This window comes from Nodosilinea nodulosa PCC 7104 (assembly GCF_000309385.1).
GTDB lineage: Bacteria > Cyanobacteriota > Cyanobacteriia > Phormidesmidales > Phormidesmidaceae > Nodosilinea > Nodosilinea nodulosa.
Genome location: NZ_JH976537.1, coordinates 2,823,924 through 2,838,675, shown reverse-complemented (window position 1 = coordinate 2,838,675; position 14,752 = coordinate 2,823,924). Strand labels below are relative to the sequence as shown.

Here is a 14,752-nt window from a genome sequence, read left to right as displayed (position 1 = left end):
TCTCTGGGCAATCTCAAACCAAGCTTCGGCACGCCTTGTCGTAGGCGTGGCGGCGGTCAAGGATCGCCCCCCTGGGCCGATCGCAGGTGCCCAATCCCCAGGAGACTCCCTATGCTCAAAAATTTCTGGTATGCCGTTGAGTTTAGCGCTGCCGTTGCTGACGCGCCAGTGCCCGTCAAACTAATGGGCGAAACCTACGTGCTGTACCGAGGTGGCAATGGCCAGGTGGTGGCGATGCGCGATCGCTGCATTCACCGGGGCGCATCGCTGGCGGGGGGCTGGGTCGAGGGCAACTGCATCCGCTGCCCGTACCACGGCTGGCGGTACGAAGCCGACGGCACCTGCGTGCACATTCCCGCCGACCAGGCAGGCACCCCAATTCCCAAGCGGGCCAAAATCGAGGCGTTCCCGGTCGAAGAGCACTACGGTCTGGTGTGGATGTTCGTGGGCGATCTGCCCGCAGAACAGCGGCCTCCCATCCCGGCCCTGCCCGAGTACGGCGACCCCGCCTGGCGGGCCATTACTGGTGAATACACCTGGAATGCTCACTATACCCGAGTGGTTGAAAGCGGTCTCGACACCTCCCATGCGCCCTTTGTGCACTCAGTCTTTTTCAACCTGCGGAATGACGCCGAGGTGCCCCCCTACGAGGTGCAGGTGGATGACTGGAGCGCGGCAGCCCGCACGATTTCCAAACCGCCCAAGCGGGCCGGGCTGCTAAAGCTGATTGTGAAGCGCGATCGCCCCTACTCCAGCGCCACGCTCACCGCCCATATGCCCAATATCAACCGCATCCACCTCGACTTCAACTTTCGCGGCTACCAGTACATCTACTTCGCCAGCAACATTCCGGTAGACGAGCACACCACCCTGACCAAGTGGATTGGTCTGCGCAACTTCCTGCCCCAGGGCTGGGCCGACTGGAACTCGCGCAAAAACACCAACGACACCTATCTCGAAGACAAAGCAGTGATCGAGAGCCAGGTGCCCCGCGTAGTGCCCCTGACCGGCGAAATTTTGCTGGCCTCCGACAGCCTCCAGCTGGCCTACCGCAAGCTGATTCGCCAGTGTGTTGAGCGGGGCTGGGCGGTGGGAAATGACTACGGCATTGCTCCAGTTGCGGTATCGACCAACGGCAACCGCAGGGTTCCGGCCGAAGTCAGCGCTGGGTAGGTTGTTTTCTCCAACCCCCCTGGTGGGCACCGCCCACCCTACCCAGATCCACCGCTGTTAAAGAAGCCTAGGGAAATTCCTCCCAGGCATCTCCACCCATCTCCCAATCTCGTTGAACTGGAAGCACACCGCCATGCTGGAAAACTTTTGGTACGCCGTCGAACTGAGCCATGAGGTGGGCACGACTCCCACACCGCTGAGACTTTTGGGTCGAGACTACGTGCTCTACCGCGATGGCCAGGGCCGCGCGATCGCCTTAGATAACCAGTGCGCCCACCGAGGGGCCAGTTTGGCCCTGGGCTGGGTAGAGGGGGGCTGCCTGCGCTGCCCCTACCACGGCTGGAGCTATGGCACCGATGGTCAGTGCCAGCACATCCCCGCCGATGCGCCGGGCACCCCCATCCCTAAACGGGCGCGGGTGCAGTCGTACCCGGTGCAGGAACGCTACGGCCTGGTGTGGATGTTTGTCGGTAGCCCAGATCTTCCCGCCGATCGCCGTCCGCCGATTCCAGCCTTCCCCCAGTTTGAATCGCCCGGGCGGCCAGCCACCTATAGCCGCCACGTCTTCGACGCCCACTTCACCCGCACGATGGAAAATGCCATCGACACCTCCCACGCGCTGTTTATGCACAAAGGCGCGATCGGGGCCAGCAACGCCCCGCAAAACACCGAAATTGACGACTACGAAGTGACCCTAGCAGAGTATGAACTCGCTGCCAGCCTGCCGATCAAGGTCAACCGCCTCAACGGCGTGATGCGGTTTGTGCTGCAACAAGACGACCCAGAGGCCCACAAGAGCTACCGCTTTGCCCTGCCCAACATCACCTACTCGGCGGTGCAGTTTGGCCGCTACAAAATCGAGAGCATCATGGTCCACATTCCGGTGGATGACGAGACCACAGTGGTTAAGTCAGTGAATATTCGCAACTTCCTCAACCGGGTGCCGGGCCTGGGCCACTGGCTCGACGGCAACACCGCCCAGGTGGGCAACAAAATCATGCAGGAAGACGATGTGGTGGTCAAAACCCAGGTGCCCCAGGTAGCGCCCTACAGCGACATGCGCCAGGAACTGCTGGTGGCCAGCGACGCCACGCTGATCGCCTACCGCAAGCTGCTGAAGCAGTATGCCGGGCCTGCCGAACTGCCAGAGGACGTTATCCCCGCTGAGCGGGTAGCCCGATAGCGGGGACAACTTGCCCCAGGCTGCAATTGCAGCCGGGGGCCTGGTGGGCATTGCCCACCTACGGCACAGCTCGATCCGCCCGCTAGTCGGGTGCGGCAACCCCTGGGTGAAGCGCTACAGCCCATTCTAAGGAGCACATCACTATGTCCACGGCTGAGATTTCCATACCAAACCAAATCTGGGAGTGGCGCGGTCTGCCGATTAACTACCAGCAGATGGGCACTGATGGCCCTGCTCTGGTGCTGATTCACGGGTTCGGGGCCAGTGTTGGCCACTGGCGCAAGACTATTCCTGCCCTGGCCGAGAATCACCGGGTCTTTGCCCTTGATCTGCTGGGCTTTGGCCAGTCGGCCAAGCCTGCTCCGGGGGAACCGCTGCCCTACGACTTTGAGACCTGGGGCACTCAGGTCACGGATTTTCTGCATGAGATCGTCAAGGAACCTGCCTTTGTGGTGGGCAACTCCATTGGCGGGGTGGTGGCGCTTCAGGCGGCGGTAATGGACCCAGGCCAAAGCCAAGGGGTGATTTTGCTGGACTGTGCGCTGCGCCAAATCTGCGATCGCAAGCTCCATACCCAGCCTCCTATGCGCCGCCTGGGTCGTCCGCTGCTCAAAAAGGTGCTGAAAAATCGCGCCCTGGTGCATTGGCTATTCGCCCAAATCGCCAGACCAGCGCGAATCCGCGCCGTTCTCCGCACCGCCTATGGCAACCCCGAAGCTGTCACCGATGAGCTGATTGAAATCCTCCTTGCCCCTGCCCGTGAGCCGGGCGCAGCGGATGTGTTCTGGGCCTTTATTAACAATTTTGACGGCCCGCTGCCCGAGGATCTGCTACCCCAAATCACTTGCCCGGCGCTGATTCTTTGGGGCACTGCCGACCCCTGGGAGCCGATCGCCCTGGGCCGAGAGCTAGCAAAGTTTCCGGCTGTGGAGGAGTTCATTCCCCTGGAAGGAGCAGGGCATTGTCCTCAGGATGAAATCCCCGATGTTGTCAACGATCACCTGCAAGCCTGGGTGGCTCGCCACGCTGTCACCACGCCCGCTGTATCCCCCCGCTGAGCTAACCCATGTCCTTGAGTCCTCCTACTGCTAAGACCCTGTCGGTACCCCGGCTGGTTTTTATTTTCATTACCATCCTGTTCGACAAGCTGGGCGAAAGCCTGATCTTCCCAATTTTGCCGTTTTTGGTCGAGCGATTTCGCTCCGATGCCTTCACCCTGGGGATGCTGGTGTCCTCCTATGCGATCGCGCAGTTCATTGCCATCCCGGTCATCGGTGCCCTGTCTGACCGCTATGGTCGCCGCCCGGTCATGCTGATATGCGTCATGGGTACGGCTATTTCATACTTTATTTTTGGCTTTGCTACTACCCTGGGGGTCCTGTTTTTCTCTCGTATTTTAGATGGAGCAACCGGTGGAGTAGCGGCGACGGCCCAAGCCTACATTGCCGATATTTCCGCCCCTGAAGATCGAGCTAAGAACTTTGGTATCACTGGCGCAGCCTTTGGCCTGGGCTTTACGCTGGGGCCAGCCCTGGGCGGGGTTTTAGCCAGCATCAGCCTCAACTTGCCAGTCTTTGTGGCGGGCACCATCGCCCTGCTGAACTTTGGGCTGGGTTACTTTGTGCTGGCAGAATCCTTAGATAGAGATCAGCGGCGGCCCTTTTCCCTGCGCGATCTGAACCCGATTGGCCAACTCAATGATATTTTGCGCGATCGCCGCATTCAGGGCCTGCTGATTTCCTTCTTTATCTTTAACTTTGCCTTTGCGGGCTTTAGCAGCATCTTTGTGCTGTTTTTGAATGCCCGCTACGGCTGGGGGCCAAGCCAGGCCGCTATGGTCTTTTGCTTTATCGGCATTGTTTCGACCCTGGTACAGGGTGGGCTCATTCGTCAGCTTTTGCCTCGGTTTGGAGAAGCCAAGCTGGCGATCGCGGGTTTGGTGCTGGTGGCGCTGGCCTTTGGCGGCGTAGTGCTAATTCCGGCCGGTAGTCCGGTTCTAGTGCCGGCTTTGTATACTACCCAGGCCATGCTAGCGCTGGGAGTAGGGCTGCTAATTCCCTCCTTGCGGGGACTCATTTCTATCCGGGTATCGGGTCAGGAGCAGGGAAAAACCCTGGGTGGTAACCAGGCTTTGCAAAGCATGGCCTCAATTTTAGGGCCGCTGTGGGCGGGCTGGATGTTCGATCGCTCGGGTATGCTCTCTCCCTTTTGGATGGGAGCGCTGTTTATGGCAATGGCCGTGGGGTTTGCCCTGTCTAACCTGCCTCGCCGTCAGCTGTCGGTTTAATTTGGGACCTCTCTGGGGTTACTGGATTGTGCCACTGGACTCAAGTTAACTACAAGGATTTGCCATGGCCGTGCCGCTACTCTGTCAGGATCGACAAGCTGCTATTCCGGGTATCCTTGGCGGCCTTGGCCCGATGGCCCACGTACAGTTTGAGCAGCGGCTGATTCAGCGTAATGTAGTTCGGGGGGCCAAGGGCGATCAAGATCATCCGGTGTGGCTGCTGGTCAACGGCACCCCTATTCCCAACCGCACAGACAGCTTACAGGGCACCGGGCCCGACTGTATCCCCGGACTAGTGCGCTATGCCCAACTGCTAGAGCGAGCTGGGGCCAATTTTTTAGTTGTGACCTGTAACACAGCTCACGGAGTTTACGATCAGGTGCAGGCTCAGCTGAACATTCCCTGGATTCACCTGATGGCCTGCACCAGCGATTATATTTGCCAGGTCCATCCCACAGTGCGGCGAGTGGGCGTGTTGGCCACTGACGGCACGGTGCAGTGCGGACTTTACAGCCGTAGCCTGGCCCAGGCGGGGCTAACGCCTATGGGCTTTGAACTGACCTCTCCCTGGCAAGATTTGGTCATGCAGTCGATTTACCACTCGGATTGGGGAATAAAAACCACAGGGACCCAGGTATCTACCAAAGCGTTGACGGTATTAGAGCAGGCAACGAACTGGCTCAAAACTCAGGGGGCCGAAGTGGTGATTGCAGGCTGCACCGAACTGTCGGTGGCGTTTGCCCAAATGCCATCTCTGCCGCTGCCCTGGATAGATCCCCTGGAGGTGGTGGCTGACATCACCCTAGATCTGGCCTGGGGTCATCGTTCCCTGCCGCTTTGGCATGCCGCCTAGGAGAAGGAATGTTCCAGAAATTGATGACTCAGAGCTTTTCCTGTCTATGGAGAGGGAAAAGGGACGTAAAGGCAGACAGGTGGTCCAGAACGCTGCTGGGCGGGTTTGCTCTGGTGCTCTTTCTCGGCTTAACTTTTGGAGCCAGCGATGGGGCGCTAGCCGTTTCTAAGGCCCCGATCGCGGCCTCCCCTGCGGCCAGCGCGACTCGAACCGCAGCTGCCAGCTCCACGCCAGCTCGATCGACGACCTCGAATCCATCTCCGACAGTTCTGCCCGCTATGCCGCCAGATATCCAGCGCATTCTGGACCGCGGCAAGCTCACGGTAGCGGTGCTAGGACAGGATAACGCTCCATTTTTTATGGGCAACCCAGGGCACCTCGAAGGATTGGACATTCAGCTAGCCCAGGCTTTAGCGGATCAGCTAGGGGTCAGTTTAGAGGTGACTCGTTCTGCTCAAACCTTTGACCAGGTCGTCGATACGGTTTACGGACAAAAGGCGGATTTGGCGATTTCAAAAATTAGCCGCACCCTGAAGCGAGCGCAGCGGGTGCGGTTTTCGCGGCCCTATCTGCGCATGCGCCAGGGGCTATTGGTCAACCGTCTGCAAATGGCAGAGCAGACCCAGGGGCGATCGATAGTTGAGACAATTCGCGACCTGCGGGGCCAGGTAGGCGTGATTGAGGGGTCTTCCTACGTGGGTTTTTTGAAGCAAAAATTTCCCCAGGCCAGCATCGTGGAGTATCCCACCTGGGAAGACACCGTGGGGGCGGTGGTGAGGGGCGACATTCTCGCCGCTTACCGCGATGAGCTGGAAATTAAAAAAGTAGTGCGCACCCGGCCGGATGCAGCCCTGCAACTGCAAACCATTGCTCTCACCGATACCCAGGATTCCCTAGCTGTGGTGCTGCCGTGGAGCAGCGCACACTTGCTGGCTTTTGTAGATCAGTACCTAGATACCCTGGCGACCCAGTACACCGTGGATACGGTGCTGGATGAATACGCTGATTATTGGTCGGCTCAGCGTTTGAAGCAATCTTAGTGTTCTGAAAAAACCGTTTTGGCACCCCCCCATGGTTACTTCTCGAAAAGCTTATCTCCCGCACCAGGCTTCCATTGAGTGGTTGCGCAGCCCCTGGGCCATTTTGATTAGCAGCGGGATGGGCGTCTTTATCGGCACCGCCCATCCCCAAGTGGCGGTGTGGATTGCTCCCTTTGGCACCCTCTACCTGGGGCTGCTGAAGATGTGTGTACTGCCGATTTTGCTGTCAGCGATTACAAATAGCTTGGGAAGGCTGATGCAGAGTCACGACGCGCGGCAGTACGTCCAGCGCATCGCCGTTGTCTTTCCGCTGAGTCTGCTGACGGTTAGCGCGATCGCTGTTGCCATCGCCGCCCTCGCTGGCCCTGGCCGCGACCTGTCCACAGAAACCCTGCAAACCCTTGGGGTACTGGTGAATCAATCGGGCGTCGATCTGGAGATGGCCCTCAGCGGCCCGCTGCCTGAAGCGTCTACGGGCAGCGTGACCACCCTGGTTGACAGCATGGTGCCTGACAATATTTTTGCGGCCCTCAGCGAAGGCCAAACGCTTAAGGTGCTGTTGTTTGCCATGATTTTTGGCGTATCGCTGGGGCTGGTTAAAGCGCCTACTACCGCCGCCTTATTCGACACCCTCGACAGTCTTTACCAGGCCTTTAATAAGGTGATCTACGGGCTGACCTACCTGCTGCCCTTTGGTCTGTGCAGCCTGCTGGCCTACCAGCTTTCCCAGGTGGGTGTGGCGGTGCTGCTGTCGATGGTGGACTTTGTGGTAGTTGCGATCGCCACCTTTGCCCTGATCTACCTAGTCAGCACCCTGGTGATCTGGCGGCGGTCTGGGCTTAACTTTTGGCCCACCCTGCTGGCCCTCAAAGATCCCACGATTCTGTCGCTGGCCACCTCCAGCAGCCTGGCCTGTCTGCCCGCCGCCATCACCAGCCTGAGCGACACCCTCAAGTTCAATCCTCAGACCACTAACCTGGTTACCCCCCTAGCCATTACCCTATGCCGCTTTGGCTCGGTGATTTATTTTGCTTCGGCTACGCTATTTGTGATGCAGCTTTACCAGCGCGATTTAGGGCTAGCGGGGCTGGGCATAGTAATCATGGGGTCTATTCTGGCGGGCATGGCTACCTCCGGGGTGACGGGTGTGCTCACGCTGACCATGCTGGGCCTGGTGTTGGAGCCCCTGAAGCTGCCACTGGAGGCTGTGCTGGTTTTGTTTATTGCCATTGATCCCCTGATGGATCCCTTTCGCACCTTGGGTATTGTTCACACAGGGATGGCGGTGACGACGCTGATCGCCGACCAGGAAAGCTAAGGCCGTTAGCTCTGGTTCTTCAACCCTTTTTCCATCTGTCTGAGCTGCTTTTTCTATCTCTCCTCTCTACTCGTCTCATTCCCCCACCTTCTTTACCTCGCCCTCTAATTCACCCCCTATCTTCACCATGCCCCTCCCCTTCCGCCTTCCCAAGCCTCCCGGACTCAAAGCCACCCTGGTGGGAGCTATGCTGCTGACCGTGGGTACTACGGCGGCGATTGTCTACATTCCATGGTCGCTGGTGTCTAAGCGGAACATCGACACCATTGTCGACCAGGTCAATCAGGAGATTGCCCTGGGGACCTCCCAGGAGGTGGAAAAGCTGTTTGACAATGCTGACTCAGCCCAGTCATTGCTCAACAGCAGTCTGGGGCAGAATTTAGTTAACCTAACCAATCCCAAGGACCGAGAGCTGTTTTTACTCAGCGTCTTGCAGGCCAACCCCAACTTTACCTGGGTGCAGTATGGGGAGACCAACGGAGACTTTTTTGGGGCTCAGCGTACCTCCGATGGGCAACTGCACTTTCACCTGCGCGATTGGGACAAAGCCAGTGGGACCACCCAGACCACGGTCAACACCTATAAGGCCAATTCCCAAGGACTAACCCTGGTGGGGACCGAAGCCTATCAGATGAATCCGCCTTTTTTTGCGCCCGATCGCCCCTGGTATAAGAATGCGCTGGCTTCTCCCCAAAAGCGGGCCTGGACTGTGTACGTCTATCGATCGACCCAAAGCCCTGGATTGGATGCCACCACGGCTTTAATCCGCCCCAATGGCGACATCTGGGGAGTGATAGGGGTCGGTATCGAGTTATCTCAGCTGTCGGAGTATTTGCAGCAGCTGAAGGGTGATTACACTGGGGAGGCCTTTATCATCAATGCCCAGGAAGATCTGATTGCCTCTACCGATGTGGCGGAGGTGATGCCGTCCCAGGGGGAGAATGCAGCCGATCCCCACTTGCAGCAGCTTGAAAATGTGGAAAATCCGCTGCTGCGAATAGCCAGCCAAACGATTCAATCCCAGGGGGTAAACCTAGATAATCTGACTGAATTGCAGCGGTTTTCGTTTAAGGACCCGGCTACGGGAGAGCGCTACCTAATTTCGTTTACCCCTCTAGAGCAGCTGGACTGGGTGGTGGGCACGGTCATACCTGAATCGAGCTATTTGGTAGAAGTCAACCGCAACAAACGCATGCTGCTGGGGATAATTGCCATTTTTACGGGGCTAACCGGCGGGGTGGCGGTGCTGATGGCCGATCGCCTGATTGCCCGGCCCGTTCTGGGTATTGCGCGCACGGCGGCAAATATTGAGGCAGAAAAATTTGAGCTGGGTCAGCTGGGGGCGATCGCCCGCCGCCGCGACGAAATTGGCCAGCTGGCCCGCGTGTTTGACCGCATGGCCCAGCAGGTCTACACTCGCGAGCAAAAGCTCAAGCAGCAGGTGCGCGACCTGCGCATTGAGATTGACGAAACCAAGCGCAAAAAACAGGTCAAAGAGATTGTCGAGACCGATTTCTTCCAGGATTTGACCGCCAAGGCCCAAAAGCTCCGAAATCGCAGCCATGGGACTACCCCTCCAGTGGAAGCAGAGCAGGTGAGGTAACGGTCGGCGGCAGGAGTTGCCTGGGCAGGCTAACCCTCTGGGGAGAGCAATAGCGGTCTGATAATCGCTTTGCCGTTCAAGCAGATGGCCTGAATACCCCTACAGATAGATGCCCCAGACTAGAGAAGTCCCCTAGGTTGCCCTTGGCAGTTGTCATAGACGATCGGTTTGCTGAAATTGAGCGATCGCCAGCATTGGCCAACAGCCACAGCAGCTACAGCGGTATTTATGTCTTCTTCTACGCTCTCCCCTGACCAGGTGTACCGTGTCGTCGAGAATCGGCACAGCAACCCCTTTGAAGTGCTTGGCTCCCACACCCTTGAGCAGGCCAAAGATCAGGCCAAAGGCGATGCCCACTGGGTGATTCGCGCCTATTTGCCCGATGCCGATGCCGCCTGGGTAGTGCGCCCTGAGACTTGGCAGGAGTACGCCATGGAGTCGGTGCACCATCCCCACTTCTTTGAGTGCCAGCTGCCGGGAGAGGCTGACCAGAACTATTTGCTCAAGGTGAAAGAGGGCGATCGTGAACGCACCCTGCGGGACCCCTACGCTTTTAAGTCGCCGCTGCTGACCGATTTTGACATCTATCTGTTTGGCGAAGGCAATCACCATGCCATTTACGAGAAAATGGGCGCCCATGCCGTCGAGGTCGATGGCGTAGCGGGAGTCTATTTCGCGGTGTGGGCACCTAACGCCCGCAATGTTTCGGTGGTGGGCAATTTCAACAGCTGGGATGGCCGCAAGCACCAGATGCGCCTGTTCCAGGGTGGCGTTTGGGATCTGTTTATCCCTGAGCTGACCACCGGAGAGCTGTACAAGTTTGAGGTCAAGAATCAGCACGGCCACGTCTATCTCAAGTCTGACCCCTACGGCTTTCAGCAACAGGTGCGGCCAGACACCGCCTCTGTGGTTACCGACCTCAGCTATCACTGGCACGATGCGGCTTGGCTAGAGCAGCGCCGCAGCGCCGATCCGCAAGAAAAGCCGGTTTCGGTCTACGAAATGCACCTGGGCTCGTGGCTGCACGACGGCATGGACAATCCCCCCGCTGAGGGTCAGGCCGTGCGGGTGAGTCAGAAGCCCGAGGCTCGGTTCCTTACATACAGAGAGCTAGCCGATCGCCTGATTCCCTACGTGAAGGAGCTGGGCTACACCCACATTGAGGTGCTGCCCGTGGCCGAGCACCCCTTCGACGGTTCCTGGGGCTACCAGGTGGCCGGGCATTTTGCGCCGACCTCTCGGTTTGGCACGCCCCAGGACTTTATGTATTTCGTCGACCAGTGCCACGCCAACGACATCGGGGTGATTGTCGACTGGGTGCCGGGCCACTTTCCCAAAGATGCCCACGGGCTGGCCTTTTTCGATGGCTCCCACCTCTATGAGCATGCCGACCCCCGCAAGGGCGAGCACAAGGAGTGGGGCACCCTGGTGTTTAACTACTCGCGCAACGAGGTGCGCAACTTTCTGATTGCCAACGCCCTGTTCTGGTTTGACAAGTACCACATCGACGGCATTCGGGTCGATGCGGTGGCCTCGATGCTCTACCTCGACTACGATCGCAACGACGGCGAGTGGATCCCAAACGTATTTGGCGGTAACGAAAACCTGGAGGCTGTCGATCTGCTGCGCCAGCTGAACACGGTGCTGTTTGGCTACTATCCCGGCATTCTCTCCATTGCCGAAGAGTCGACCTCCTGGGCCAATGTGTCGCGCCCCACCTACGTGGGCGGCCTGGGCTTCAACTTTAAGTGGAACATGGGCTGGATGCACGACATGCTGAACTACTTCAGCGAAGACCCGATCCACCGCCGCTACCACCAGAACAACATTACCTTTTCGATCTGGTACGCCTTTAGCGAAAACTTTATGCTGGCCCTCTCCCACGACGAGGTGGTGCACGGCAAGGGCAACCTGTTCCAAAAAATGCCGGGGGACTATTGGCAGAAACTGGCCAACCTGCGCGCCCTCTACGCCTATATGTTTACCCACCCCGGCAAAAAGACCCTGTTCATGGGCATGGAGTTTGGCCAAACCACCGAGTGGAACAGCTGGCTGGATTTAGACTGGAGCCTGCTCAATAATGAGCCTCACCGCCAGCTGAAGCAGTTTGTGGGCGACCTCAATGCCCTGTACAAGCGCGAGCCCGCCCTCTACACCGATGATTTCTCATCCCATGGGTTTGAGTGGATTGACTGCAATGACGCCGACCACAGCGTGGTGTCGTTCATTCGCCAGGACAAACATTCCGACGAGTTTGTGGTGACGGTGTGCAACTTTACCCCCACCGTCCACCACGACTACTGGGTGGGTGTGCCCAAGCCGGGCTATTACCAGGAGATTCTCAATAGCGATCGCACCGACTACGGCGGCAGCGGCGTTGGCAACAACGGCGGTCAGCAGAGCCACCCTTGGGATCACCCTCGCTGGCCCCACGCCCTGAGTTTGACCCTGCCACCCCTGGGGGTGATGGTGTTCAAGCTGAACGGTTAACCCTTGGGTTCCTCGGTAGGGTGCCCTGTGTGGAGCGATCGCCCTTGGCTAGAAAAGTTCCCCGCCGAAATATCTTTCGTGTCGAGTACCACGGCTACCTGCAATCCTTATCTACTAGCTCGTTTTGGCCACTGGCAATAGTGCTCTGCCCGCTGCACCATTGATTGCTTTCATTCGTTTGACTTGTTGTTTCTCTCTAAAGAAGGAATTTCCACAGCATGGTCGCCACTGCTGCTCGTATTCAGATCCTGGAAACAGAAACCCAACAACTGTTGGACTGGGCCGAACAGGTGCAGCAGTCCGATGACACCCTGTTTAATCAGGCCAAAGCTCTGGCGACCCGGCTGGGTGCCCACTACCGAGACGATGGCCTGACCGAAATCGGCTTTTGGACGCCCGAACTGGGGGCTGACATGGTGCAGCCCAAGAATATCTACCTGGAAATCTTTACCCCGAAACAGAACATCGACCCCACCAAGGTCAACCAAAAAGTGATCTTTCGCCGCGACTACGTGGAGCTGCAAAAGCAGGGAGAGTACTACTGGGGCGTGCTGTCGGGCATGAAGCCCGGTACTCGCGATCAGCTCGGGTCGTTCTACTGGCTGCGCTACCTCGACATGAACACCGACGAGGTGCGGGTAATTGGCGACTGCCTGGCCTACTCGCTGCCCTACGGTGTCTATGCGCCCGCAGAACTTTACGACATGGAGAGCCTCCAGGAGCGGCGGGGCGATCGCGACTATTTTACCCAGGGCGACACCAACGACGATGGCGTGGTGCAGGTGCATCCGCCCGGCAATATTTTGCAGCTCCACGTCAACACCGCTTCGCCCAACGGCTACCTCAGCGGGCTAACCGCCGTCTATCAGGGCATTGCCGACAAGCTCAAGGCTCAGACGCCGCTCACTCCGGCGGAGCAAAACTTCGTTGGCTACGATGCCGTACAGCTGCTTCCCATCGAGCCTACGGTGGAGTATTTGGGCGAGCACGAGCTGGGTCGGGGCTTCTTTATTTTGCGGGAAGACGACATGGGGGAGATGGACCCCGAAACCGCAGAGATCGAGCGCGAGCCGGGGGATATCAAAGTCACCCTCAGAAAACCCGACACCCAAAACTGGGGCTACGACATCGTCATCTTTGGCTCGTCGGCCACCAATCCTTCGGTGCTCGAAACCCTGCGCCCTGACGAACTGGTAGAGTTCATCGCCACCCTGCACAACTTTCCCACCGGACCAATCCAGGTCATCTTCGACATCGTCTATGGCCATGCCGACAACCAGGGGGCTGACCTGCTGAACGGGCGCTTTCTCAAAGGCCCTAATATGTACGGGCAGGATGTAAACCATCAGAACCCTACTGTGCGGGCCATTTTGCTGGAGATGCAGCGGCGCAAAAACAATACTGGTGTCGACGGCATTCGTGTCGATGGCGCCCAGGATTTTAAGTTCTTTAACCCGCTGTCGGGCCGGGTTGAGTACGATGACAATTACCTCAGCGACATGGCGGAGGTGCTGCAAACCGTGGGCGACGGCCAGCGCCGCCTGTTTGCCATTTTTGAAGACGGTCGCCCCTGGCCGGCGGAAGGCTGGGAAGAGATCTCCACCTACCGCGACATTATTGAGTTCAAGCCTGATGCGTTTCAGTGGGGACCGCTGATCTTCGCCCACAACACCCCCAGTCTGCGCCAGTTTTGGGATAGAAAATGGCGGCGCGTCACCGAGCAAATGCAGGTGGGAACTGGCTGGATTACCGGCTGCGGCAACCACGACACCCTGCGGCGCGGCACTCAGGTTGACCCCGACCTCGACATCAACTGGAACCTGGGTGACAGCCTGCCAGAGGTGCTCAACAATGCCTACGACAACGCCGCGATCGCGCTGATGACCTACGGCTTTAGCCCCGGCCTGCCGATGGACTTTATCAACTGCACCATGCGGGCGCCCTGGGCATTTTTGCGCAATACCGACGATCGCTACGGCGTCAAGGTGGTTGCTGAAGAGGCCGGGGGCTTTTTAGACTGGCAGGTGATTCCTGCAACCTACGACTGGCCCAATTTGTTTCCGCGCCTCAAGGCCATGGGCTTTACCAAGCTGAGCGAGCTGCGCCAGTTTGTGCGGGGGCTCTGCGATGCGATCGAAGAAACCAACTACGATCTCGATGAGGTGGCCCGTCTGTGCCAAATCTGTCTGAACGCTGATGCTGCCCCAACGGCAGAGGGGCAAACTCGAAAATCAACTCAATCGCTGCAAAAGCTCAACGTGCCCGATAAGTCAGCTGTTTTGACCCAGCTAGATGTGGGCAAGCTGAAGGAGTTTGCCAAGAATTTTATGGAAGACACCCATGAAATGTGCAATGTCTGGCTCCAACAGGATTTTTTGGATCCAGGTCAGGTGGCCTTTAATCTGGCGCTGCGGCGGTTCCGCCGTGCCAACCCCTGGCTGCGGGACAATCTTGCCGCGCTCGATTGCTTCAACCGCATCAACACCGAGGCGCAAACTATTTTCTACGGCCTGCGCACTGCCCCTGCCCAGCCTGAGCAGACTAGCCAGCACCAGGTGGCCATGGTGGCTCATATGGGGGGCGATCCCCTGAGCGTTACCCTCGGCGACTGGCTGCAAATCGATCTCGACGAATGGCGGGTTGCCGTTATGTCGCCTGGGGTGGCGCTGGACGCTGCTGCCCTTAGATCGTTTGAGCTTCAGGATAGTCAGGCTGTGCTGCTAGAGCAGGTTCAGCCGACTGGATAGGACGCTGTAGACATTGACCCCCTGCTGAGGATGCCCTTGGGGAGAGCTGAATTGAGCC

At 58.2% G+C, this 14,752-nt stretch carries 10 protein-coding genes; all 10 read left to right on the top strand.

What is annotated here, in order from left to right; all coding sequences use genetic code 11:
- Positions 1-111: 111 nt before the first annotated feature.
- Positions 112-1,173: an aromatic ring-hydroxylating dioxygenase subunit alpha gene (locus tag LEPTO7104_RS0113210; RefSeq protein WP_017299057.1), complete on the top strand. Its 1,062-nt coding sequence runs from the start codon at positions 112-114 to the stop codon at positions 1,171-1,173.
- 112 nt (positions 1,174-1,285) lie between these two features.
- Positions 1,286-2,356, top strand: coding sequence for an aromatic ring-hydroxylating dioxygenase subunit alpha (locus LEPTO7104_RS33745; RefSeq protein ID WP_155523625.1), 1,071 nt, complete (start codon positions 1,286-1,288; stop codon positions 2,354-2,356).
- A gap of 143 nt (positions 2,357-2,499) precedes the next feature.
- Positions 2,500-3,414: an alpha/beta fold hydrolase gene (locus LEPTO7104_RS0113200; protein WP_017299055.1), complete on the top strand. Its 915-nt coding sequence runs from the start codon at positions 2,500-2,502 to the stop codon at positions 3,412-3,414.
- 8 nt (positions 3,415-3,422) lie between these two features.
- On the top strand, positions 3,423-4,643 hold the full coding sequence (locus LEPTO7104_RS0113195) for a tetracycline resistance MFS efflux pump (RefSeq protein ID WP_017299054.1): 1,221 nt from the start codon (positions 3,423-3,425) through the stop codon (positions 4,641-4,643).
- 64 nt (positions 4,644-4,707) lie between these two features.
- Positions 4,708-5,496, top strand: a complete 789-nt coding sequence (locus LEPTO7104_RS0113190) for an aspartate/glutamate racemase family protein (RefSeq protein ID WP_017299053.1) — start codon at positions 4,708-4,710, stop codon at positions 5,494-5,496.
- Between the two features lie 278 nt (positions 5,497-5,774).
- Positions 5,775-6,536 (top strand): substrate-binding periplasmic protein, encoded by a 762-nt coding sequence (locus LEPTO7104_RS0113185; protein ID WP_017299051.1) that lies wholly within the window; start codon positions 5,775-5,777, stop codon positions 6,534-6,536.
- A 31-nt stretch (positions 6,537-6,567) separates the two neighbouring features.
- On the top strand, positions 6,568-7,854 hold the full coding sequence (locus LEPTO7104_RS0113180) for a dicarboxylate/amino acid:cation symporter (protein WP_017299050.1): 1,287 nt from the start codon (positions 6,568-6,570) through the stop codon (positions 7,852-7,854).
- Positions 7,855-7,981: 127 nt separating this feature from the next.
- Positions 7,982-9,457, top strand: a complete 1,476-nt coding sequence (locus tag LEPTO7104_RS36950; RefSeq protein WP_017299049.1) for a HAMP domain-containing protein — start codon at positions 7,982-7,984, stop codon at positions 9,455-9,457.
- A gap of 228 nt (positions 9,458-9,685) precedes the next feature.
- A complete protein-coding gene (gene glgB, locus LEPTO7104_RS0113170) occupies positions 9,686-11,947 on the top strand; it encodes a 1,4-alpha-glucan branching protein GlgB (protein WP_040695428.1) in 2,262 nt (753 codons plus the stop codon).
- A 218-nt stretch (positions 11,948-12,165) separates the two neighbouring features.
- Positions 12,166-14,694, top strand: coding sequence for a glucosylglycerol hydrolase (gghA, locus tag LEPTO7104_RS0113165; RefSeq protein ID WP_017299047.1), 2,529 nt, complete (start codon positions 12,166-12,168; stop codon positions 14,692-14,694).
- The last annotated feature ends 58 nt before the right edge of the window (positions 14,695-14,752 follow it).